This window comes from Marinobacter profundi (genome assembly GCF_002744715.1).
Lineage (GTDB): Bacteria > Pseudomonadota > Gammaproteobacteria > Pseudomonadales > Oleiphilaceae > Marinobacter > Marinobacter profundi.
Map to the genome: position 1 here is coordinate 35,617 of NZ_KZ319372.1, position 20,672 is coordinate 56,288.

Below are 20,672 nucleotides of genomic sequence, written 5' to 3' on the forward strand. Positions count from 1 at the left end.
CAGTCAATTCGGGCACGGGCTTCAGCTAGCTGTTGCTCGTCGCCCGTTGTCCAAGGTGAGCTAATCAATGAATCAAGAAAAGCCTGAATTGTTGCCCTTCCGTGGTATCCGGGTACTGGATGTGAGCCAGGGACTTGCGGGGCCATACGCGACCCAGATGCTGGCTATGATGGGCGCCACAGTACTGAAAGTGGAACCCCCGCAAGGAGATTGGGGGCGACTGATGGGGCTCCGTCGGGAGGGGCATAGCACCCTGAGTGTTTCGGCAAACTGGAACAAGCGGGCCATCTGTGTTGATGCCAGAACGGATGAAGGTGCCGAGGTGCTGAAGCGCCTGGCAGGTCAGTCCGACCTGGTCATGGAAAGTTTTCGACCAGGGGTTATTGACAAGATGGGACTCGGATACGAAGCGCTGTGTGAGCTGCGTCCGGGAATCATCCTGGGGTCAATCAGCGGTTTCGGCCGGTCAGGCCCCTACGCGGAAAGACCGGGCTCTGACAGCATTTTGCAGGCGATAACGGGTATGTCTGTGATGAACGCCAATGCGGAAGGTCATCCTCAACGTGTTGGCATGCTGGCAGTGGACATGATCACAGGCCTGTATGCGGGGTTTGCACTGGCCGCGGCCTTATACCAGCAAAAAACTACCGGAAAGGGGTGTCATCTGGACTTGTCTCTGTTGGCTGGCGCATCCGCCTTCCAGGCAATGCCAATGATGGAATCCTTTTTGCAAAATGGCCAGCGCAGTGCCCATGTCACCGTGCCTTCTGGCACATTCGAGGCCAGCGATGGCGCTATGTCGGTGGTTTGTCTCCGGAATGAAATGTTCTATGCCCTCGCGCGGGTACTGGGGCATCCGGAATGGCAGCAGGATCTGCGTTTTTCAGAGAACGAATCCCGTCAACGCAATGCGACAGAGCTTCATCAACTGATAGCCGAAGTGTTGGTGTCTCGCCCCAGAGCCCACTGGATTGATCGCTTGAACGAGGCCGGTGTGCTCTGCGGTCCGCTAAATAATTACGTCGATCTGCTCAGCGACCCCCAGGTTCGGTTCCTCGATCTGATGCCAGAAGTGAGCCACAAAGCCTTTGGAAAGATTCCCTTTCCAAGATTCCCGGGAGCCGAGCCCCTTGTCGAAAACCTCAGGCCGGCACCCGATCTGGGAGAGCACACGTGTGAGGTGCTGCGGGAAGCGGGTTATGACGAAGAAGGAATTGCTTCGCTCGTTCACGCCAAGGCCTGTTTTCAGGGCATGACGTCAAATAACGGCTGAATTCGGGGGGTTCATGAAAGCGATCCTGTGTGAAGAGTTTACGGGCTATGAAGACTTGAAAGTGGTTGATATGGAGCGTCCTGACCTCGCGCCTGGTTGTGTTCGCATCCGGACTCATTATGCCAGTGTCAGCTATGCAATATCCTTGATGGTCAGCGGGCGTTATCAGCGCAAGATGGAGCTGCCGTTCATTCCCGGTACTGAGGTGTCGGGGGAAATACTGGAATGTGCTCCGGATGTGGAATTCTTCAGGCCGGGAGATCGGGTGGCCGCAATTGTGGACGCCGGTGGTTTTGCTGAGGAGCTTGTCACCAATGTAGCAACGGTCTATCCGGTTCCCGATAACGTCTCGCTGGCGCGAGCAGTCGGGATTCCCTTGTCGTTTGGTACCGCCGCAACAGCATTGGAGCGGGGGAGGGTAAAGAATGGCCAGCGAGTGCTGGTTTGCGGGGCGGGTGGAGCGCTTGGTCTTGCGGCTGTGGAAGTCGCAAAGCTAAAAGGAGCGGTGGTTATTGCGGCGGCCAGCTCCGAGCCCAAGCTGGAAGCCGCCCGGCAGGTCGGGGCCGACATACTGATTAATTACCAGGCTCGGGACCTGTTGGATTCTGTTCGCGCTGAGACTGAGGGGCGAGGCGTGGATGTGGTGTTCGACCCGGTGGGTGGCGCAGCCTTTGAAAGCCTCATTCGATGCACGGCAAACGGAGGCAACATTCTCTCTTTGGGTTTTGCCAGTGGTGAGATTCCCAAGGCACCGGTAAATCTGCTCCTTGTAAAAAATATCAGCCTGCATGGGGTGAACTTCTCCGAGTATATCGGCTGGGGTAAGACCGATCGTCGTCACGAATTTGCCCCGCAAATCCGTAGTTTGATGGATTGGCTGTTTTCAGCTGCTTCGGCAGGCCGCCTCAACCTCAGGGAGCCTCAGTTGTTTGATCTCGCAGAAGTAACGAAGGCAATCGACTGCGTCGTTGGTCGGCGTTCGGTAGGCAAGGTAGTCCTCAGGATCTCTTAATGGAGGCGTTTATGGGTGCTTGGCTGAAAAAAATCAGTAATGGGGCGGCGGTAGCAGTTGGCGCAGTAACGGTGCTGATGATGCTGCACGTGACGGCTGAGGTGCTGCTCCGGGTTCTTTTCGGAATGCATATTCCGGGGACTATGGAGGTGGTTACCTACTACTACATGGTGGCCGCTGTGTTTGTCGGTATTTTTTCCTGTACCACTGACGATGTTCATGTTCGTGTTGATGTGGTTGCCCAGTTCCTTCGGGGGAGTGTGCGGCGCGCAGTGGATGGTATTGGCGTCGTTGCAATGACCGTGTATTTCGCCATTTTTTCTTACGGTCTTTATTTGCAGGCAGTTCGGAGTTGGAAGCGTCAGGAGACGGTGGATGCGATCGTAGCAGAGCTGTCAATCTGGCCATCACGCTGGCTGGCGGTGATTGGTGTCTTCCTCGCCTTGCTGGCTTCTCTGCACTGGCTATACCGGTTTGCTACTTCGTCGACTGATCAGCGGGAGGGGGAGTCGTGAGTCCTGTAGACATTGGTCTTTCCTGTATCGGTTTACTGCTCGTCCTGCTCGCACTGCGCTTACCCATTGGAGTCGCCTTAGGTTTGACTGCCTTTACCGGCATTTGGTGGCTCCGGGGCTCCGGTGCTGCATTTTCGCTGATGGGGTCAACCACCTTCCAGTTCATTGCCCACTGGTCACTAACGGCAATCCCGATGTTCATTCTGATGGGGGCGATTGCTTTCCATACGGGTTTAACACGTACTCTTTTCGACGCGGGGAGGGCCTGGCTGAGTTTTTTGCCCGGTGGTCTGGCCATCGCCACCAATGTCTCTAGCGCCGGCTTCGCCGCAGCGAGTGGCTCGAGTGTGGCAATGGCAGGTGCCATGTCTCGACTGGCTGTGCCTGAAATGTTGCGCGCTAAATACGATCCGGGTCTCGCGACGGGAGTGGTTGCCGCATCAGGTACTCTGGGAGCGTTCATACCGCCGAGCATACCGTTCGTATTATATGCCGTGTTTATGGAGGCATCCGTCGGTCAGTTGCTGATGGCAGGGATAATCCCTGGTTTGCTGACCATGTTGGCGTATGCAGCTTTGATCGTAATCAGAGTGAAGTTGAATCCGGATCTGGCACCAAGGACTACAGACCAATACGCGATGCCAGAGAAACTTCGCTTATTGGCCCGGTCCTGGCCCTTGCCAGTGATTGTTGCGGGGGTAGTTGGTGGTTTGTACACCGGCACAGTTACCGCCACTGAGGCCGGCGCTTTCGGTGCGTTTATCGCGGTGATTGCAGCGGTTGTCCAGGGTTCCTTCAGTTGGTCTGCCATGAGGGAGGCTGTTGCGGAAACTGTCCAGAGCACGGCGTCCATCTTTCTGATTGCCATTGGTGCAGTGTTATTCAGCCGGATGCTAACGTTGAGTCAGATACCCATGAGCATTGGGGAGTGGGTTGGAGACTATGCTGTCGCGCTATGGATATTTCTCATCATAGTGACCATCTTCTATATCATTCTCGGTATGTTTCTGGACCCTATCGGATTGATGCTGGTAACCCTCCCGGTTCTGGCTCCTTTTGTCATTGCTTTTGACATCAACGTTATCTGGTTCGGTGTACTGGTGGTCAAGTTTATTGAAATCGGCCTGCTTACTCCTCCGATCGGGCTTAACCTGTTTGTGGTAAGTGCCGGAGTTGGAGAGTCTGTTCCGTTTGGAACCATTGTTCGGGGAACCCTTTGGTTTCTTGCAGCAGAAGCTGTAGTACTGGCACTTCTTATGTTTTTTCCGGAAATCTCTCTGTTTCTCCCTTCGTTGATGTACTGACCTCTGCAGTCGGCCGCATTGCCATGACGGACAACGGAATGTCTGTTTTGGTAATAAGCCTCGGGGAACTTCAAAGGGGAGTCTATTGGCCCTGGTTGGGTGTGCCGGTGGGTGGGTTCTGATTTATCTGCTGAGGCGGTGTCTGGAGCGAGGTATAACATAGCGGTATACCAACGATAGAATAATGGTTTGCTGAAGAATGGAAGAATCGTTGACCATTTCCCGGTGAGGGTTTAGCTTGATGCGAACTGCATATATGTTCTATGACAGTACGCCTGTTGATACTTTTCGGTGTTTGCGGGCCAGCGTTGAGACAACAACAATACTGGGAGATTTATATGACCGTTCGTTCCGTTAAATTCCTGCGGCCACTGACCGCCACCGTCTGTTCCGCAGCCCTGGTGCTTGGCGCCACTACTGCCGTCCAGGCCGCGGATACCAAACTGCCGGATACCATGACCTGGTCCTCCTACGATGTAGGCTCTGCCGGTTACGCAGAAGCCTCCGCTATCGCGGATGCCTTCGGTAAGAAATACGGCACCCGGATTCGTATCCAGCCGTCTGGTTCGTCTATCGGCCGCCTGCAGCCGCTACTCAGTGGCCGGGCGGATGTGGGCTTCCTGGCCACCGAAACTTTCTTTGCGACGGAGGGTGTCTACGATTTCTCAACTCGGCAGTGGGGGCCGCAGGATCTGCGTGCCATCGCCGGCCGGCCGTCGTCCTTCGGCATCTTTACGGCTGCGGATGCTGGTATCGAGACACTCGCCGATCTTAAAGGTCGCAAGTTTGCCTATGTGGCCGGTAACCCGTCTGTTAACGTGAAGTGCGATGCGTTCCTGGCGTTTGCGGGGCTGAGCCGGGATGATGTGGAGGCTATCATGTTTCCGACGTATGGTAGCGCCATGGGCTCTCTTGCACGTGGAGAAGCCGATGCTTCCTGCACCACCACCACACCGAGCCACGTTTATGAACTGGCAGAATCCCCCCGTGGTATCCGTTGGCTGAACATGGATCCGAACGACAAGGAAGGCTGGGCCAATGTAAACAAGCTGGCGCCTTTCTTCACTCCTTACAAGGAAACCATCGGCGCCGGTATCAGTGAAGAAAACCCTGTCACTATTATGGCTTACCGTTACCCGGTGCTGGCGGTGCGAGCAGATATGGATGCAGAAACTGTATACAACATGCTCAAGGCCGTGGATGAGACTTATCCGATGTACAAGGATGCCACATCAGCCATGCCGCGTTGGGATGTCAATCTTGCCGGTGTCCCGCCAATCGACGCCCCTCTGCACGAAGGCGCCATCCGTTACCTGAAAGAAAAAGGTATCTGGACCGCAGACCACCAGGCCTGGAATGACGCCCGTACCGCGCGCCTGAATGCGTTGCTGGAAGCCTGGCCGAAGGCGGTTGCTGAAGGCGAGGGTAAGAGCGACGAAGAATTTGCCCAGATCTGGGAAAAGCATCGTCAGCAGGCGCTTGGCGCGCTCTGATTTTTACTCTGAACGACAAGCTGTGTTGATTCCGGGGGCGGCATCTTAGCGATGCCGTCTCCGGGGTTCCAACCCCGGAGCATTTTGCAACATGACCTCTCCCCAGGGCGCCGATGCCCAAACCAATACTCCTGAACCCCAAAGCTCCGACAAAGGACGTCTGCGTGGAATCGGCTACTGGATAGCCCTGGGCCTGGGTACTCTGGGATTGCTGATGGCAATCAACCAGACCTTCAACTTAAAGTTTCTGGGTTTCCAGCCACTGGGCAACTCCTACCTGTATTACCTGATTGGTATCTTCCTGGCAGCGGCGTTTCTCTGTTTTCCGGCCTGGTCCGGCGCCCGTAACCGGATTTCCTGGTATGACTGGGTGCTGGCGGTGTTGGCGCTGGTGTCCTGTGGCTACCTGGGTTACCACGGCCTGACCATGATCAACATGGGCTGGGAGTACATGGCGCCGACCGAAGCCACGGTGTTTTCCGGCATCCTGCTGGTCCTGGTACTTGAAGGGGTGCGCCGCTGTGGTGGCTGGCCGCTGTTGTTTGTGTCGCTGTTCTTTGGCAGCTACCCGCTTTACGCGGACAGCATGCCCGGCTTTCTCTGGGGCAATCAGTACGAGCTGCCGGAGCTGCTTCGCGCCCACGTTATCGGCGTGGAAAGTATTATCGGAATTCCCATGCAGGTGGTGGCGCAACTGGTCATCGGCTTCGTGGTGTTTGGCGCCGCGCTCACCATCACCGGTGGCGGTGATTTCTTTATGAAATTTGCCACCGCCCTGATGGGCCGTAGCCGCGGTGGTCCGGCCAAGGTGTCGGTGCTGTCCAGCGGCATTCTGGGTAGTCTGTCCGGCAGTGTTATTTCCAACATTCTCACCACCGGTCCGATCACCATTCCGACCATGAAGAAAACCGGCTATCCGGCGCATTACGCCGGAGCGGTAGAGGCCTGCGCCTCCACCGGCGGTACCCTGATGCCACCGGTGATGGGCGCGGTTGCCTTTATCATGGCGTCGTTCCTCGGTGTGGCCTACGCCGAAATCATGATTGCCGCCTTCCTGCCGGCGCTGCTGTTTTACCTGGCGCTGCTGTTCCAAGTGGACAACTATGCCGCCCGCCGTGGCCTCAAGGGCCTGCCGGAGTCGGAGATTCCCTCCCTCAAGGAAACCCTGAAGGACGGCTGGCCCTACCTGCTGTCCCTGGTGATGTTGGTCTACATGCTGCTGGTAATGCGGATCGAGGCTTACGCGCCGTATTACGCCTCGCTGGTGCTGCTGGGGGTGGCGCTGTTCAAGCGTGACTACCGGCTGAACTGGGTCCGCGCCAAGTCGTTCATTGCGGACCTGACCACCAACGTCTCCAACCTGGTGGCGATTCTCGCGGGTATCGGCCTGGTGGTTGGCGGCCTGTCGTACACCGGAGTGGCGGGGGCGTTCTCGCGAGAGCTGTTGTTGTACGCTGACGGCAGCATACCGCTGATGTTGATTGCCGGCGCCATCACCAGTTTTGTACTGGGCATGGGGATGACGGTGAGTGCCTGCTACATCTTCCTGTCGATCCTGCTGGCGCCAGCACTGGTCAATGCCGGGCTTAACCCGCTGGCCAGCCACCTGTTCATTCTGTACTGGGGCATGCTGTCGTACATCACGCCGCCGGTGTCCCTGGCTGCCATCACCGCAGCGGGTGTGGCGGGCTCCAATGCGACCAAGACCGGCATCTACGCCATGCGCCTTGGCGGCATCCTGTTTATCCTGCCGTTCCTGTTTGTGTTGAATCCCTCGCTGATCCTGCAGGGTGACATCACCCGGATCCTGATGTCGGTGGTGACGGCCATTACCGCCATCTGGCTGATTGCGTCTGCCATGGAAGGCTACCTCTACCGCATCGGCATTATCGGCTGGCCGTTACGGATAATGGCGCTGGCCGCCGGTGGCTGCCTGATCTATCCGAACCTGGTATCGGAGGCGGTCGGCCTGGGCCTGATCATCCTGATGTATGCCGGCAAAGGTTTGTTGAACCCGCAGCGTCTAGTGGTGCCTCGCAGCTAGGTTGCGGCAGCAAAACTTGCGACAAAAGTAGTAAGCTATCTTACGGCCGGTAATCATCTCCGTTATGATTGCCGGCCGCTGTTCATTCTGGACGGCAATATTCCATGTGACTGACGGGGAGCGTTTCGGAGATGGGGATCGAATGAAGGCTTTGCTACAACCGGACAGTTTCTCCCGTCCCCGTTCTCTGCTTGCCTATCTGGCCCTTTTGGCCGGTATAGCGACCTTTCTACCCGGCCACATCTATCTTTCAACCCTGCTGGCTTGCCTGGCTATTGTGCTGGGGTGGGGTAACCTGCGCACGGTCGGTCGCGCCATTTTTGTGCTGATTCTCCTGCTGACCGTGGTTGCGCTGGTTACCGAGCCATCGGCGGTGCCAAGGGCTGCGGGCAACATGGCGCGTATCGGTTCGCTGATCATCACGGTGATGCTGCTATCGGCTGTGCTGGGCCAATCGAACGATCTGAAGGTTATCTCCCGCAGTCTGTTTGGCGGTAAATCCCTGTTCCGCTATGTGGGTATGACGTCGGGCACTGCGATGCTCTCCATCCCCCTCAACTTCGGTGCGGTCGGTGTTATCGCAACCATGATCGGACTCCAGGTGAAGGATCAGGGCGATAGCCCGATGGCGCGCAATGCCGCGCGGGCTGTGATCCGGGGCTTCGGGGCGTCACCCATGGCCTCGCCGCTGTCCATTGCCATCGTCATGACCGTGACGTTTCTGCCTGGCTTGTCGAGCTGGAAGCTGATTGCCCTCGGGCTGCCGTTTGCTTTGCTTTACCTGTTTGCTGGCACCTTTGCACGAGAAGAGGAGCCACCCCGGGAGGCCCTCCTGGTGGATGGCGCTGAACTGGAGTCGGCTTTGCTGCCATGGCTGCGTTTTATCAGCATCATTGCGCTGATCTGTGTGGGCGCCTTTACCCTGAGCGCCTGGGGTGGGCTGCTCTATTCCCAGGCGGTGACCCTGAGCTGCCTGACGGCAGTGGTGATCGGACTGATATACCGCCGGTTACATGATGGGGTGCTGACGATGCCCTCACTGGCCCTGATCAATAACGAGCTGGCCATCATGGGCGGCTCCTCATTCCTCGGGGGGATTGTCAGTACCTTCGCGCTTGGCTGGCTGGGCATGGAGTTCAGCCTGCCCGTCTGGGCCTATCCGCTGGTGGCGATGGCGGTGCCCTGGCTGTTCTTCGCCGGGGGGGCGATCGGGGTGAATCCGATCATCTCCGGCACCTTGTCCGGCAGTATTCTGGGGCCGATCTGGCCGGAGTATGGCCTGCTCGGCCTCGGGCTGGGTATTGTGGCGGGGTGGGGGATTACCATCGCCGGCACGCCGTATTCGGCCAATTCACTGTTGCTGGAACGTTGCACCGGATACAACGCCCATACCGCATCTTATGGCTGGAGCCTGCATTATTCCCTGGCAGCGCTGGTTGTCTGCAGCCTGGTCTGTGCGGTGTTTACCCTGCCATTCTGATAACTGCCGGACGGGAAGCAGAGTTTCCCGTCCGGCACCTTCTGTCTCAGGCGTGCCCGGCCACCTGGTGGGGCACATAGTGGGCCTCGAGGGCGGCTTTCTCGTCTTCGCTCAGTTCCAGCTCCAGTGCCGCGAGGGCTTCTTCGATATGGCCCGGCTTGCTGGCACCGATGATGGGGGCGGTCACTGCGGGGTTGGACAGCACCCACGCCAGGGCAACCCTCGCCATAGAAGTGCCGCGGTTGTCCGCGACTTCCCGCAGGGCGGCGATGACAGGTTGATCGATGTCGCTGCCGAGGTGCCATTTGCGGGTGTTCTCGTCGGTGCGTGCCCGGGCCGTCTCACCGCCCTCACCCTGTACAGTCTTCCCGGCCAGGATGCCGCGGGCCAGAGGACTCCAGGGGATCACGCCGACGCCCTGGTCGGCACATTGCGGCAACATCTCCCGCTCTTCTTCCCGGTAGATCAGGTTGTACATGGGCTGCATGGTGACAAAACGGGTCCAGCCGTGTTTTTCCGCGGTGAACTGGGCCTTGGCAAATTGCCAGGCAAACATGGACGAGGCACCGATGTAACGGGCCTTGCCCGCCTTCACCACATCGTGCAGCGCCTCCATGGTTTCCTCGATGGGAGTGTGATAATCCCAGCGGTGGATCTGGTACAGGTCAACATGGTCAGTGCCCAGCCGCTGCAATGACGCGTCGATGGCTGCCATGATGTGCTTGCGGGACAGCCCGCGGTTGTTGGGGCCATCCCCCATGGCATTGAAGACCTTGGTGGCGATAACCACGTCCTCGCGGGGCGCATAATCCAGCAATGCCTTGCCCACCACCCGCTCGGACTCACCAATGGAATACATGTCCGCGGTATCAAAGAAGTTGATGCCGGCGTCCAGCGCCTGTTTGATAAAGGGTCGACTGGCCTGCTCGTCCAGAACCCACTCCCGCCATCTGGGTGAGCCATAGGTCATGGTGCCCAGGCACAGGCGGGAGACTTTCATGCCGGTTGTTCCGAGGCGGCGGTATTGCATGGTTTTCTCCAAGATTGCAGGTGAAAAATATCAAAAACGGGGGAATATAAATTGCGATTCGGAATCGGTCAGAAAAATCGATTGATAGTTCTTAGAATAAAGACCATGGCAACTCGAAGTTCAAATTAAAACAGGCCTCGAGGGCCCGGTCAGATTGCTGACGAACCCCGGTTTTCCGGGGTTCGTTGCGTTTGGGCGCTGTGGAGTTCCGTTAGTGATGGGTTCAGCCCAATTGCCAGCTACGAGAACTGCTTGCGTTCCAGGCGCGAGCGGATGCAATCGAGCAGGAAATCCCGGCCCAGGCTGGCCGAGTCCCGCTTCCAGATGCAGCAGGAGGTATAGCGGGTATCGACTCCCGCCAGCGGCACGAAGCGCACATTGATCATGCCAGACAGCTCCAGCGACTGGGGGACCAGAGAAATGCCGAGGCCGTAGGACGTCAGCGCCACTACGGTCTGCCAGTGGGACGCCTCGTGCTTCACATTCAGTTCAAAGTTCTTGGAGCGGAAGATATTGCGAAAATGCTGGTGGTAATGGGGGGCCAGTGCGCTATTGAGCATGACCAGCGGTTCACTGTCGATATTGGCCAGTTCGATAACATCACGTTGTGCCAGTGGGTGGTCTGCCGGCAGACAGCAGACGAATTCGTCGACCCCGATGGGTAGCGAATCGACTTCGGGAGGCAGGGGTATCGAATTGATAAAACCTATATCGATACGGCCGCGGCAGAGCGACTCCACCTGATCCAGAGAGTACTGCTCGAACAGCTGGATGCCAATGCCCGGATACAGATCCTTGAACTCGGATAGCAGCGGCGGCAGACCGCGGTAGATCATAGCCGGTGTTGAACCAATACGCAGGACCTCATAATTCGACTCGGCAGCGCGGCGGAGCATGTCCTGGGTATCGTCGAGCTGGCCTATCAACAATCGCGCCTGGCGCTGGAACAGTTTGCCGGCCGGCGTCAGTGCAACATGCTTGCTGTCGCGCTCGAGCAGTTGCACGGCAAGCGCCTCCTCAAGCTGGCGGAGACTGTTGCTCAGAGGTGGCTGCGAAATGTGCAGGCGTTCCGCAGCACGACCGAAATGCAGCTCTTCGGAGAGCACAAGAAAGTAGCGGAGCTGTTTCAGTGTCAGGGCCATGGGGGCTTCCTTCGCGGCGCGGGAAAACGAGGCGTCAGCGCCAAGTATAACAACCATTCAAAAAACTGTATCGTTCCCAATTTATATAGTATTGGGCAGCGTCCCGGGTGTTTTGTAGCCTGCTAACAGGCACAAAAACAAAGAGAGGACCTGTTCATGAGCCATCAGATCGACAGCGTTGTACCTGATTCCCGCGGCCATAGCGCCTACGCATCCGACCCTGACTTCGCCCGCCTCTTCCGGCTGTATGCGGACGACGCACTGGTACGCCACACAGAGCCGCGTCTCAAAGCACTGGGCGCCCTCGTTGGAGACGAACTCGAGCAGCTGGCCCTGACCGCCGACAAGAACCCGCCGACGCTGCAACTGCGTGCCCGTAACGGTGCCGAGTCCCAGCGAATCGAAAAACACCCGGCCTACCAGCGCCTGGAGGAATATGCACTGGCTGAATTCGGGCTGGCGGCCATGTCGCACCGGGCTGGCGTGTTCGGTTGGCCGGAACGGCTGCCTCCGATCATCAAATACAGCCTGACCTACCTTTTTGTGCAGGCTGAGTTCGGGCTGATGTGCCCGGTCAGCATGACCGATTCCCTGACCCGCACCCTGCGTAAATTTGGCGACCCCGCTTTGGTGGAGCGGTTTATCGGGCCGCTGACTTCCCAGGACTTCGGCGAACTGTATCAGGGCGCGATGTTCATGACTGAGCAGGAAGCCGGCTCAGACGTTGGTGCCACCGTTACCGAAGCGCGTCTTGAGGATGGCGTCTGGCGGTTGTACGGCGACAAGTGGTTCTGTTCCAATCCGGATGCCGACCTTGCCATGGTGCTCGCCCGTCCGGCCGGCGCCGAGCCGGGCACCCGCGGCCTGACCCTGTTCCTGCTCCCACGGAAACTGGCGGATGGCAGTCTCAATCGCTACCGCATCATCCGTCTCAAGGACAAGATGGGCACCCGCTCCATGGCCAGCGGCGAGATCGTGCTGGAAGGCGCCGAAGCCTACATCGTCGGTGAGCAGGGCAAGGGCTTCAAGCATATGACCGACATGATCAACATGTCGCGCCTGTCCAACGGTGTGCGTGCTGCCGGGCTGATGCGGCGATCTCTCAACGAGGCGCTGTTCGTCGCCCGTAACCGCAGTGCATTCGGCAAGCGCCTGATTGAGCTTCCGCTGATGGGGCGTCAGCTAATCAAGATAATGGTCAGTACCGAGCAGGGCCGGAGTATGGTTTTCCATACTGCCGACTGCCTCCGTAGGGCTGACGCCGGTGATGACGATGCAGCGAAGCTGTTGCGCATCCTGACACCGCTGATCAAGTTCCGTACCACGCGCGATGCCCGCAAGGCCGCTGGTGACGGCATGGAAGTGCGTGGGGGCTGCGGATACATCGAAGAATTTTCTGATGCCCGGGTTCTGCGCGATTCCCATCTGGGTTCCATCTGGGAAGGTACCAGCAACATTGTGGCGCTGGACGTTTTCCGCGCCATCCGTCGTGAAGGTACCCTGCCGGTGCTGCAGCGCTACCTCCACAGCCTGCTCGGCGACGTCGGCCTGCCGGATGCCTCGATGACACTGCTGGCCAATCTTGTTGATGAAGTCGCCGACCGCGCGCTGATGCAGGTGGATGCTGACGCCGAAGAAGCCGACGTACGCCAGATCGCCAGCGCCTTGTACAACATCACCTCTGCCGTTTTCCTGGCCTGGGAAGCCGCGAAGATGGGCGACAACTGGCGGCGTCTGGCGCTGGCCCACCTTGTGATCGTCCATAAACTGCTGCCCCGGGATCCTCTGGGCACCAGTCACCCCGACCAGGCGCAGCTGAATAGGGCGCTTCTTGAAGAGCGCGAACTGACCCTCGACGAGGCAATCCGGTTGGTTCCGGCTTGCAAGCGCCGGGTCGAGGAGGTGGTCTGATGGGCAGCGCGCTGGACGGTATCCGCATCATAGATCTCAGTCGTGTACTGGGTGGCCCATATTGCACCCAGCTGCTGGGGGACCATGGCGCGGATGTGATCAAGATCGAACCGCCGGTGGGCGACGAAACCCGTGGCTGGGGGCCGCCCTTCATCAATGGCACCGCGTCCTATTTCCAGGGCGTCAACCGCAACAAGCGGGGACTGGCTCTCGACCTCGCCCGTGAAGAAGGTCGTGAGATCCTGCTGCAGCTGCTTGAGGACGCCGATGTGCTGGTGGAAAACTTCAAAACCGGCACGCTGGAGAAATGGGGCATTGGCTATGACCGGCTGCACGAGTTATTTCCACGCCTGATCCACTGCCGCATCAGCGGCTTTGGTGCCGACGGCCCGTTGGGCGGGCTGCCCGGCTATGACGCCATAGCCCAGGCAATGGGCGGACTGATGAGCGTCAACGGGGAGGAAGGCGGCGACTCGCTGCGGGTTGGGCTGCCGCTGGTGGATATGGTCACCGGCCTTAACGCAGTGGCCGGCATCACCCTGGCACTGCATGAGCGTACCCGCAGCGGTCAGGGCCAGTTTGTGGAAGCGGCCCTATTCGATTCGGCGCTGGCGCTGATGCATCCGCATTTCCCCAACGTCTTCGCCGGGGGCTCCGAGCCGAGGCGGACGGGCAACGCCCACCCCAACATTTCGCCCTATGAGTCGTATGCCACAGGTACCCAAAAGATCTTTCTGGCGGTGGGCAATAACACCCAGTTTGCCAAATTGTGTGCGGTGCTGGAGTGCCCACAGATCCTGGAAGACGAACGATTTCGGGATAATGGTCAGCGGGTGATCAATCGAGTCGAACTGCGTGGTGAGCTCGAAGCGGTGCTCAGTCGCCACAATGGCAGCGAGATCGCAGAAAGGCTGATTCGCGCTGGCGTGCCCTGCGGCCCGGTGCTCAGCGCCAGCGAAGCGCTGCGTCACCCCCACACCGCCCATCGAGGCATGCTGGTGGAAATTGGCAGCTACAAGGGTACCGGTACGCCGGTGAAACTGGACCGCACCCCTGCCAGCTACCGCAACGCCCCTCCGGCATTCGCCCAGCATTCCAATGAAATCCTGGCCGGGCTGGGGTTTGATGAAAGCCGCATCCGGGAGTTGCGGGAGAGTGGCGTGGCGCCACCAGCGTTTGATTCCGGTTATCACCAGGTCGATTGTGCAGACTGCAAAGAGACCATCAAGCCAGGGCTGCTCGGGGTGAGTCAGTAAAGTATCTGTTCGGGTTGGCGGCAGGTTGAATCGAAAAAAACCCGCTTGCGAGCGGGGTCAAACTGCTGACAAACCCTCGCCATTGCGGCGGGGTTTGTCAGCAATCTGCACGGGCCTCGAGAGGCCCGTTTTTTCATTTCTATTTGCCGTAAGTGGCAGGGTCAAGTTTGGAATAAACTTCGTTCCAATACAGTTCAGCCAGTTGATCTGCCGTCTCGATATCTCCCACGAGTCCGTTCCATTTTTCAATCAACTTGGACATGTTGGCGGCCAGCTCCTGAGTTCTCGAGCCATCGATTTTGTATTCGTCAGCATAGAATTTCGGGATGAATTCTAGGTCTGATTTGATGAATTCTCTCGATTTTTCAAGAAGATCGCCTTCCGCTTTCAGAATGTTGATACCTTTCTTCTCAGCTTTTTCCATGTCGCTATAAGCTTGTTGCTGATAGAGGAAGGTAACATAGGCAGCCATAACTGAACCGGCCTTTAGCAGCCCCTCTTTCTCCTCGTTATTGAAACGATTCCAGGTGTCACGATTAAGGGTTGCTGCTCCACCCGCGGCATATAATCCACCAGGTACGTCGGTGGTTATATTCTTGACAACATCAATAAGATTGAAGTTGGTTAATTCCGTGGGTGAAAGGAAGGTGCAATCCACCACACCTTGCTCGAGTGCTTCATAAACTTCGGTGACCGGAAGTGCGACCGGTGATCCTCCAAAGTTTTTGGCCCAGCGCGCCCATGAGGCTCCCGATATCCGCAAACGTTTTCCGTTTATTTCCTCGACTGTGTTAACAGGTTCGTTGCAGAACATTACATAGGCGGGAGTAGATACGACCGATGTATAGACCTGATTGTTAGATGCAAATTCGTTCTGACACTCTGGGCAGTTGAGCATTATATATTCAAGCATGGCGCCGGAATAAGCGTAACCCTCTTTCCCGGGCACTTCATTCTGCAGCGCTGTTTGCATTGACATATCTGCCCCAAGATTTGAATGCGGATAATCTGAGGGCGAATAGGCTGTAAGTAGATAACCAAGATCAGCCATTCCCTGACTAATTCCAGAAGACATTTCGCTGTGATTTAGAAGTGATAACTCGTAAATTTTAACTGAGTGCTCATTATTGGTGTTTTTCTTCACTGCTTCAGCATATTTCTTGGCAGCTTCAATCGGAGCGCCAGATGGAAAACCAACTGCAAATCTGAGAGTGTCTGCTTGCACCGAACTGGAAATAGCCGCTGTGGAAAGTGCAACTCCCAATGTTGTGGTATATAAAAGTTTTCTGGAATCCATAACAATTTCCTATGCTCTGTTGTTCTTTGGTTTTATGTATTCAGAATTATTATTTCTGTTGCGCATAAACAGTATATTCAGTAGCCTTTAATTGTCAAAGTAATTGATAGTATTAAAGGTTTTGTTTTTGACGTTTTAAATTACGATAACTCAAAAAAGCAGGAGTGATTGCAATGTCGAAGCATTTTCAGCTGGATGGTAACTATGTTCGCTACGAGTTTTCCGAGTTTGGAGGAAAGTTCAGCCCAGTCAACTACGACATGCCAATTCCGACAGGAAGCGAAGTTTTGCTTAAAGTTGACTTTTGTGGTGTTTGCCACAGTGATGTTCATGTTCATGAAGGGTATTACGGCCTCGGCCAAGGGAGAAAACTTGATCTTGGAGAGCGCGGGATAAAACTTCCGGTAACCTTGGGACATGAAGTAGTGGGTACAGTCGTTTCCATGGGTGAGAAAGTTGAAGAAGTTTCAGTGGGTCAACAAAAGTTGATATATCCATGGATCGGCTGTGGGGAATGTTCAGTATGCCAGCGCGGTGAGGAGAACCTTTGTACAAAGCCCGGATCATTGGGGGTTTTTAAACCGGGTGGATATTCCGAATACATTCTTGTTCCGCACCAGAGATATCTTGAAAGTCTTGGTAGTCTGAATCCGGCTAACGCATCTTTGCTCGCATGCTCCGGATTGACCACATTTTCGGCCATCAAAAAAATACAGCCGGTGCATAACGAGGAGTTCGTTGTGGTTGTTGGTTGTGGAGGACTTGGTCAACTGGCGATTAAAACTTTGGTGTTGTCAGGTATTGAGAATGTGATTGCGGTGGATGTGTCGGAGGAGAAGCGCGAGATTGCCAAGAGCTCAGGCGCAAAGTTCGCTTTCGATCCTCGGGATGAGAAGATCGCGGAGTTGGTGGCCGAGGCCGGGAACGGCAACTGCATTGCCGTACTGGATTTTGTTGGCAACGATCAGACCATGGAGTTTGGCCTGGGTGTTTTGAGAAAGGGAGGGAAATTTGTAGCCGTTGGCCTGCATGGTGGTGAAATTCGCTATCCCATCCCATTCCTGATTACCAAGGCCATTTCGATTATTGGCTCTTACACCGGAACACTTGGTGAAATGAAGGAGTTGGTGGAGTTCGCCAACAAACACGACCTGGTTAACATCCCAGTGGAAATCAGGCCACTAGAGCAAGCGGAATCGGCAGTTGAAGACCTGTCGGCGGGCAGGGTCCCCGGCCGCATAATTCTGAAGAACGGATGAATAAAAACGGGGGGCATTCGCCCCCCGTCTCGTGACCGGCTGTGTTGGTCGGATTGTCAGGTTTTGATGCAGACGTAGTGCATTTCGAGGAACTCATCGATTCCGTGGGACGATCCCTCACGCCCAATTCCCGACTCTTTCACTCCGCCAAAAGGTACCGTTTCTGATACAAAACGCGGGGTGTTGACACCAACCATGCCGTATTCGAGAGCTTCCGAAACCCTGAAAATACGACCGGTATCCCTGGTATAAAGATAGCTTGCCAAACCGTACGGTGTATCGTTGGCAAGTGCGACCGCTTCTTCCTCGGTGGCAAATTTGTACACTGCGGCAATGGGCCCGAAAATTTCAGAACGGAAAATCTCCATGTCCTTTGCAACATTGGTCAACACGGTGAACTCGAAAAAGTTCGGCCCGAGGTGTGGCAACTTGTTCCCGCCACGATAGACCGTTGCCCCCTCGCTGACGGTTGAGTCGACCAGATTCTGGATCTTGGCGATGGCTTTTTCATTGATCAGGGGGCCATGGCTGACATTCTCCTGAAGCCCATGGCCTTGAACGAGATTGGCGATTGCCTCGTTGTATTTTTTCAGGAATTCATCATGAATGCTTTCCTGGATAAACAGTCTGTTGGCGCAGACGCAGGTCTGGCCACTGTTGTAGAACTTGATGGAAATCGCACCCTGCACAGCCGCGTCGAGATCGGCATCTTCAAATACAATGAACGGTGCATTACCGCCCAGCTCGAGGCTGAGTTTCTTCACCGTGCTGGCACATTGTTCAAGCAGAATTTTGCCGACAGCGGTGGACCCGGTGAAGGACAGCTTTTTGACGGTCGGGTTTTTGCTGAGCTCAAAGCCTACCTCGGCCCCGCTGCTGGCAGTGATAACGTTAATGACGCCTGCGGGAACTCCGGCGTCGGTCGCCAACTGAGTCAGCGCCAGTGCAGACAGTGGGGTATCTTCAGCAGGTTTGATTACCACGGTGCACCCGGCAGCAAGAGCCGGAGCGACCTTGCGGGCAATCATCGAGTTGGGGAAATTCCAGGGAGTAATGGCCGCTACCACGCCAATCGGCAATTTTTGCATGTATTCGAAGTTGCCATTGGCACTGCGGGGCAGGGTTTCGCCGGTTACCCGCATGGCTTCGTTGGCAAACCATTCGATATAAGCAACGGACGAGGCAACTTCGCCACGCGCTTCCGCCAGGGCCTTGCCCTGCTCCATGGTTAATATGGTCGCCAGGCTTTCAAGATTGTCGTTTACCAACATGGCCCAGCGCTTGAGGATAGCGCTGCGCTCCTTGGGCGTGAGGCTCTTCCAGGCCGGAAATGCAGTGTGGGCAGCACTAATGGCTTCGCTGGTATCTTCCTGGCCTTGGTCGGGCACCTGAGTGATCCGCTCATTCGTGGCGGGATTGAAGACCGCAAAGGTTTTTCCGCTTCGGGCGTCAACCCACTGACCATTCACATACGCCTGATGACGGATCAGCTTTGCTACTGGTTCGGGAATGCTCATGAAATCTCCTGTTGTTGTTTTAGCGTCCACCTACCAGGTTCGGCAGGTACATGATGATGTCTGGTACCGCGATCAGGAGCAGCACAATGAGCAGGTCCATCGCCAGAAACCAGAGAATTCCTTTGAAGATTGCTGAGGTGGTGACCAGATTGCCAACCACACTTTTGATGACAAAGACATTCATCCCGACCGGCGGTGTAATCATGCCGACCTCAAGAAGTTTGGTGAGAATCACCCCGAACCAGATCAGGCTGTACTGGGTGCTTTCGATCACTGGCAGAATGATGGGAAGAGTGAGCAGCATGGCTCCGATCGGTTCCAGAAACATACCAAGCGCCAGATAGATCAGGACGATGCCCAGAATGATGAGTAGATCGCTGGCGTTGAACGACAGAATCAGCTCGGAGATATAGTCGCCGGCCCCGGAGAACACCAGAAACCGCGTCAGCATGCTTGCGCCAACCGCAATGATCAGTAACGCACTGGTGGTCACCAGAGTCTCGAGAACAGAGGCCTTGAAAGCGCTCCAGGTCATCTGGCCTTTCACCAGTGCCACAATGCAGGCCAGAGAGGCCCCTACGGCGCCCGCTTCGTTAGGGGTGAAAATACCCGCAAATAGCCCACCGAAGATGCCGAACATGATGAGAAAAATCGGCCAGGTGTCCTGCAAAGATCGGATCTTTTCCTGAGTCGGAATCTTTTCCTTCACGTCGTGGGCGAGGTCCGGATTCAGCTTTACGCGGATCCAGACCACGAGAACGTATCCCGCCATGGTGATAAGGCCGGCAGCAATACCACCAAGAAACAGCTGGGAGACTGACGTCTGAGCGATCACGCCATAGAGAATCATGATGATCGACGGCGGAATCAGGGCACCGATCGTACCCGCTACCGCTACGGTACCGGTGGCGAGGCCGGGATCGTATTTGTAGCGCATCATCTCTGGAACCGCGATACGCCCCATGGCCGCTGAGCAGGCAATTGATGAACCGGATACTGCGGCAAAACCTGCCGAGCCGAAGATTGAAGCGATTGCCAGCCCACCGGGAACCCCTGCCAACCAGGCGCGTGCCGCCTTGAACATCCCTTGGGTCAGCTGTGTGTGATAACAAATGAAGCCCAGAAACAGAAACAATGGCACCGAACTCAGCGTCCAGTTGGCTGCGAAGTTGTAGGGAATGATGCCCAGGGAGGACAGGGCGACTTCGACGCCGATCACCGCCCAGATCCCAACAAAAGACACCATGATCAGGGCAATCCCGATGGGAACTCTCAGGGCAATCAGTGAGAACAGCGAGAAGAGACCAGTGAAGCCAATCGCAATGTCAGACATGGGCCGCCTCCGTTACCAGGGCCCGTTCGGACCGAGTCAGAAACGACAGAAAGCGGAGCAGGCAGTAGCTGCCCAGAAGGAATGTTCCTGCACAGAGAATGAAGTAGCTGGGCCAAGTGACGATGGTGTAGTCCCCCTGCATGACCGAGGTGTTCGAGCGGAAATTTTTAATGGCCACCTTGAACGCCTCGCTGGTCATCACAAACGCCGTTGCACTGATCAGCAGGTAGGTCCAGCCATTCAGTCGGTGTTGTGCCGTGCGGGAAAATTTTGTTGTCAGGATCTCCACGGCGATCGACGAGTTGGTTTGCTCGGCGTAGGCGAGGGGCAGGAAGATCGCAATGAGCATGTAGTAGTGGGCAACGACAGTGATGGTACCGGGTAGCGGAGTGTTGAACAGAAATCGGGCCAGAATGTCCAGGCTGATATGTATCATCATCAGCGCTATGGCTAGCCCGCCGAGAAATGTGACAATCTTGTTGATCTTGTTTATCAGGGTTTCGAGGTATTTCATGAACTTGTAACCACCGCCGTTCTTGTTGGTTTTTTCAGTGTGGCGAGCCGAATCGGTGGGTCCGGAACGCCCGAGCGAACTCTCATAGATTGAACAAGTGCTTGTAGTTTGGGTATTTTGAAGTGGTTAAAGGGGGGTTCAGCGAGTGTTAAACAGGTGATGAGGAGTAAGCGGGGGTGTTTTAAGGGCGAGGTGCAGATCGTGAAAAAGGGGAGGGGTGGCTAGCACGATCAGGAGGATCACCGTGCCGCTTAAAGGTGCTTTCAAGAGATTCGAATTCTAACCGGGAGCG

The 20,672-nt window shown here is 56.2% G+C and carries 16 protein-coding genes; 10 read left to right on the top strand and 6 right to left on the bottom strand.

Annotated elements, in window-relative coordinates:
• Positions 1-67: 67 nt before the first annotated feature.
• From CLH61_RS12140 to CLH61_RS12170, 7 genes are all read left to right on the top strand, one after another.
• Entirely contained in the window at positions 68-1,273 is a 1,206-nt protein-coding gene (locus tag CLH61_RS12140; protein ID WP_099615018.1) for a CaiB/BaiF CoA transferase family protein, read from the top strand.
• 13 nt (positions 1,274-1,286) lie between these two features.
• Entirely contained in the window at positions 1,287-2,285 is a 999-nt protein-coding gene (locus tag CLH61_RS12145; protein WP_099615019.1) for an NADPH:quinone oxidoreductase family protein, read from the top strand.
• A complete protein-coding gene (locus CLH61_RS12150) occupies positions 2,285-2,800 on the top strand; it encodes a TRAP transporter small permease (RefSeq protein ID WP_099615020.1) in 516 nt (171 codons plus the stop codon). The genes CLH61_RS12145 and CLH61_RS12150 overlap by 1 nt, the downstream gene beginning before the upstream one ends.
• Positions 2,797-4,104 (top strand): TRAP transporter large permease, encoded by a 1,308-nt coding sequence (locus CLH61_RS12155; protein WP_099615021.1) that lies wholly within the window; start codon positions 2,797-2,799, stop codon positions 4,102-4,104. The genes CLH61_RS12150 and CLH61_RS12155 overlap by 4 nt, the downstream gene beginning before the upstream one ends.
• Positions 4,105-4,442: 338 nt before the next feature.
• Positions 4,443-5,597 carry a TAXI family TRAP transporter solute-binding subunit gene (locus CLH61_RS12160; RefSeq protein ID WP_099615022.1) on the top strand — a complete coding sequence of 385 codons (1,155 nt, stop codon included), beginning with the start codon at positions 4,443-4,445 and terminating at the stop codon, positions 5,595-5,597.
• 91 nt (positions 5,598-5,688) lie between these two features.
• Positions 5,689-7,641, top strand: a complete 1,953-nt coding sequence (locus CLH61_RS12165) for a TRAP transporter permease (protein WP_170003720.1) — start codon at positions 5,689-5,691, stop codon at positions 7,639-7,641.
• Between the two features lie 142 nt (positions 7,642-7,783).
• The gene (locus CLH61_RS12170) at positions 7,784-9,121 is read left to right on the top strand and encodes a hypothetical protein (protein WP_099615023.1); all 1,338 of its coding nucleotides are present in this window, start codon (positions 7,784-7,786) and stop codon (positions 9,119-9,121) included.
• A gap of 46 nt (positions 9,122-9,167) precedes the next feature.
• On the opposite strand, the gene CLH61_RS12175 is transcribed toward CLH61_RS12170, so the two are convergent.
• Both CLH61_RS12175 and CLH61_RS12180 read right to left on the bottom strand, forming a co-directional pair.
• Positions 9,168-10,151, bottom strand: a complete 984-nt coding sequence (locus CLH61_RS12175; RefSeq protein WP_099615024.1) for an aldo/keto reductase — start codon at positions 10,149-10,151, stop codon at positions 9,168-9,170.
• A gap of 239 nt (positions 10,152-10,390) precedes the next feature.
• Positions 10,391-11,350 (bottom strand): LysR family transcriptional regulator, encoded by a 960-nt coding sequence (locus CLH61_RS12180; protein WP_099615025.1) that lies wholly within the window; start codon positions 11,348-11,350, stop codon positions 10,391-10,393.
• 99 nt (positions 11,351-11,449) lie between these two features.
• On the opposite strand from CLH61_RS12180, the gene CLH61_RS12185 reads away from it, so the two are divergent.
• Both CLH61_RS12185 and CLH61_RS12190 read left to right on the top strand, forming a co-directional pair.
• Entirely contained in the window at positions 11,450-13,204 is a 1,755-nt protein-coding gene (locus CLH61_RS12185) for an acyl-CoA dehydrogenase family protein (protein ID WP_099615026.1), read from the top strand.
• On the top strand, positions 13,204-14,460 hold the full coding sequence (locus tag CLH61_RS12190; protein WP_099615027.1) for a CaiB/BaiF CoA transferase family protein: 1,257 nt from the start codon (positions 13,204-13,206) through the stop codon (positions 14,458-14,460). The genes CLH61_RS12185 and CLH61_RS12190 overlap by 1 nt, the downstream gene beginning before the upstream one ends.
• A 139-nt stretch (positions 14,461-14,599) precedes the next feature.
• On the opposite strand, the gene CLH61_RS12195 is transcribed toward CLH61_RS12190, so the two are convergent.
• A complete protein-coding gene (locus CLH61_RS12195; protein ID WP_099615028.1) occupies positions 14,600-15,757 on the bottom strand; it encodes a C4-dicarboxylate TRAP transporter substrate-binding protein in 1,158 nt (385 codons plus the stop codon).
• A gap of 173 nt (positions 15,758-15,930) precedes the next feature.
• Between CLH61_RS12195 and CLH61_RS12200 the strand changes: the two genes are divergently transcribed.
• Positions 15,931-17,016: an alcohol dehydrogenase gene (locus CLH61_RS12200; RefSeq protein ID WP_099615029.1), complete on the top strand. Its 1,086-nt coding sequence runs from the start codon at positions 15,931-15,933 to the stop codon at positions 17,014-17,016.
• Positions 17,017-17,072: 56 nt separating this feature from the next.
• Here CLH61_RS12200 and CLH61_RS12205 read toward each other — a convergent pair whose 3' ends face one another.
• From CLH61_RS12205 to CLH61_RS12215, 3 genes are read right to left on the bottom strand one after another with little or no spacing between them, the layout of a single operon-like run.
• Positions 17,073-18,533: an NAD-dependent succinate-semialdehyde dehydrogenase gene (locus CLH61_RS12205; protein ID WP_099615030.1), complete on the bottom strand. Its 1,461-nt coding sequence runs from the start codon at positions 18,531-18,533 to the stop codon at positions 17,073-17,075.
• 19 nt (positions 18,534-18,552) lie between these two features.
• Positions 18,553-19,866 (bottom strand): TRAP transporter large permease, encoded by a 1,314-nt coding sequence (locus tag CLH61_RS12210; protein WP_099615031.1) that lies wholly within the window; start codon positions 19,864-19,866, stop codon positions 18,553-18,555.
• Entirely contained in the window at positions 19,859-20,380 is a 522-nt protein-coding gene (locus CLH61_RS12215) for a TRAP transporter small permease (RefSeq protein WP_099615032.1), read from the bottom strand. Before CLH61_RS12215 ends, CLH61_RS12210 begins: the two co-directional genes overlap by 8 nt.
• Between the last annotated feature and the right edge of the window lie 292 nt (positions 20,381-20,672).

Bases quoted from the DNA above. Each gene is read 5' to 3' on its own strand.
- CLH61_RS12215 (WP_099615032.1), bottom strand. From the start codon at position 20,380: ATGAAATACCTCGAAACCCTGATAAACAAGATCAACAAGATTGTCACA.
- CLH61_RS12195 (WP_099615028.1), bottom strand. From the start codon at position 15,757: ATGGATTCCAGAAAACTTTTATATACCACAACATTGGGAGTTGCACTT.
- CLH61_RS12145 (WP_099615019.1), top strand. From the start codon at position 1,287: ATGAAAGCGATCCTGTGTGAAGAGTTTACGGGCTATGAAGACTTGAAA.
- CLH61_RS12205 (WP_099615030.1), bottom strand. From the start codon at position 18,533: ATGAGCATTCCCGAACCAGTAGCAAAGCTGATCCGTCATCAGGCGTAT.
- CLH61_RS12210 (WP_099615031.1), bottom strand. From the start codon at position 19,866: ATGTCTGACATTGCGATTGGCTTCACTGGTCTCTTCTCGCTGTTCTCA.
- CLH61_RS12170 (WP_099615023.1), top strand. From the start codon at position 7,784: ATGAAGGCTTTGCTACAACCGGACAGTTTCTCCCGTCCCCGTTCTCTG.
- CLH61_RS12200 (WP_099615029.1), top strand. From the start codon at position 15,931: ATGTCGAAGCATTTTCAGCTGGATGGTAACTATGTTCGCTACGAGTTT.
- CLH61_RS12160 (WP_099615022.1), top strand. From the start codon at position 4,443: ATGACCGTTCGTTCCGTTAAATTCCTGCGGCCACTGACCGCCACCGTC.
- CLH61_RS12150 (WP_099615020.1), top strand. From the start codon at position 2,285: ATGGAGGCGTTTATGGGTGCTTGGCTGAAAAAAATCAGTAATGGGGCG.
- CLH61_RS12175 (WP_099615024.1), bottom strand. From the start codon at position 10,151: ATGCAATACCGCCGCCTCGGAACAACCGGCATGAAAGTCTCCCGCCTG.
- CLH61_RS12140 (WP_099615018.1), top strand. From the start codon at position 68: ATGAATCAAGAAAAGCCTGAATTGTTGCCCTTCCGTGGTATCCGGGTA.
- CLH61_RS12190 (WP_099615027.1), top strand. From the start codon at position 13,204: ATGGGCAGCGCGCTGGACGGTATCCGCATCATAGATCTCAGTCGTGTA.
- CLH61_RS12165 (WP_170003720.1), top strand. From the start codon at position 5,689: ATGACCTCTCCCCAGGGCGCCGATGCCCAAACCAATACTCCTGAACCC.
- CLH61_RS12180 (WP_099615025.1), bottom strand. From the start codon at position 11,350: ATGGTTGTTATACTTGGCGCTGACGCCTCGTTTTCCCGCGCCGCGAAG.
- CLH61_RS12185 (WP_099615026.1), top strand. From the start codon at position 11,450: ATGAGCCATCAGATCGACAGCGTTGTACCTGATTCCCGCGGCCATAGC.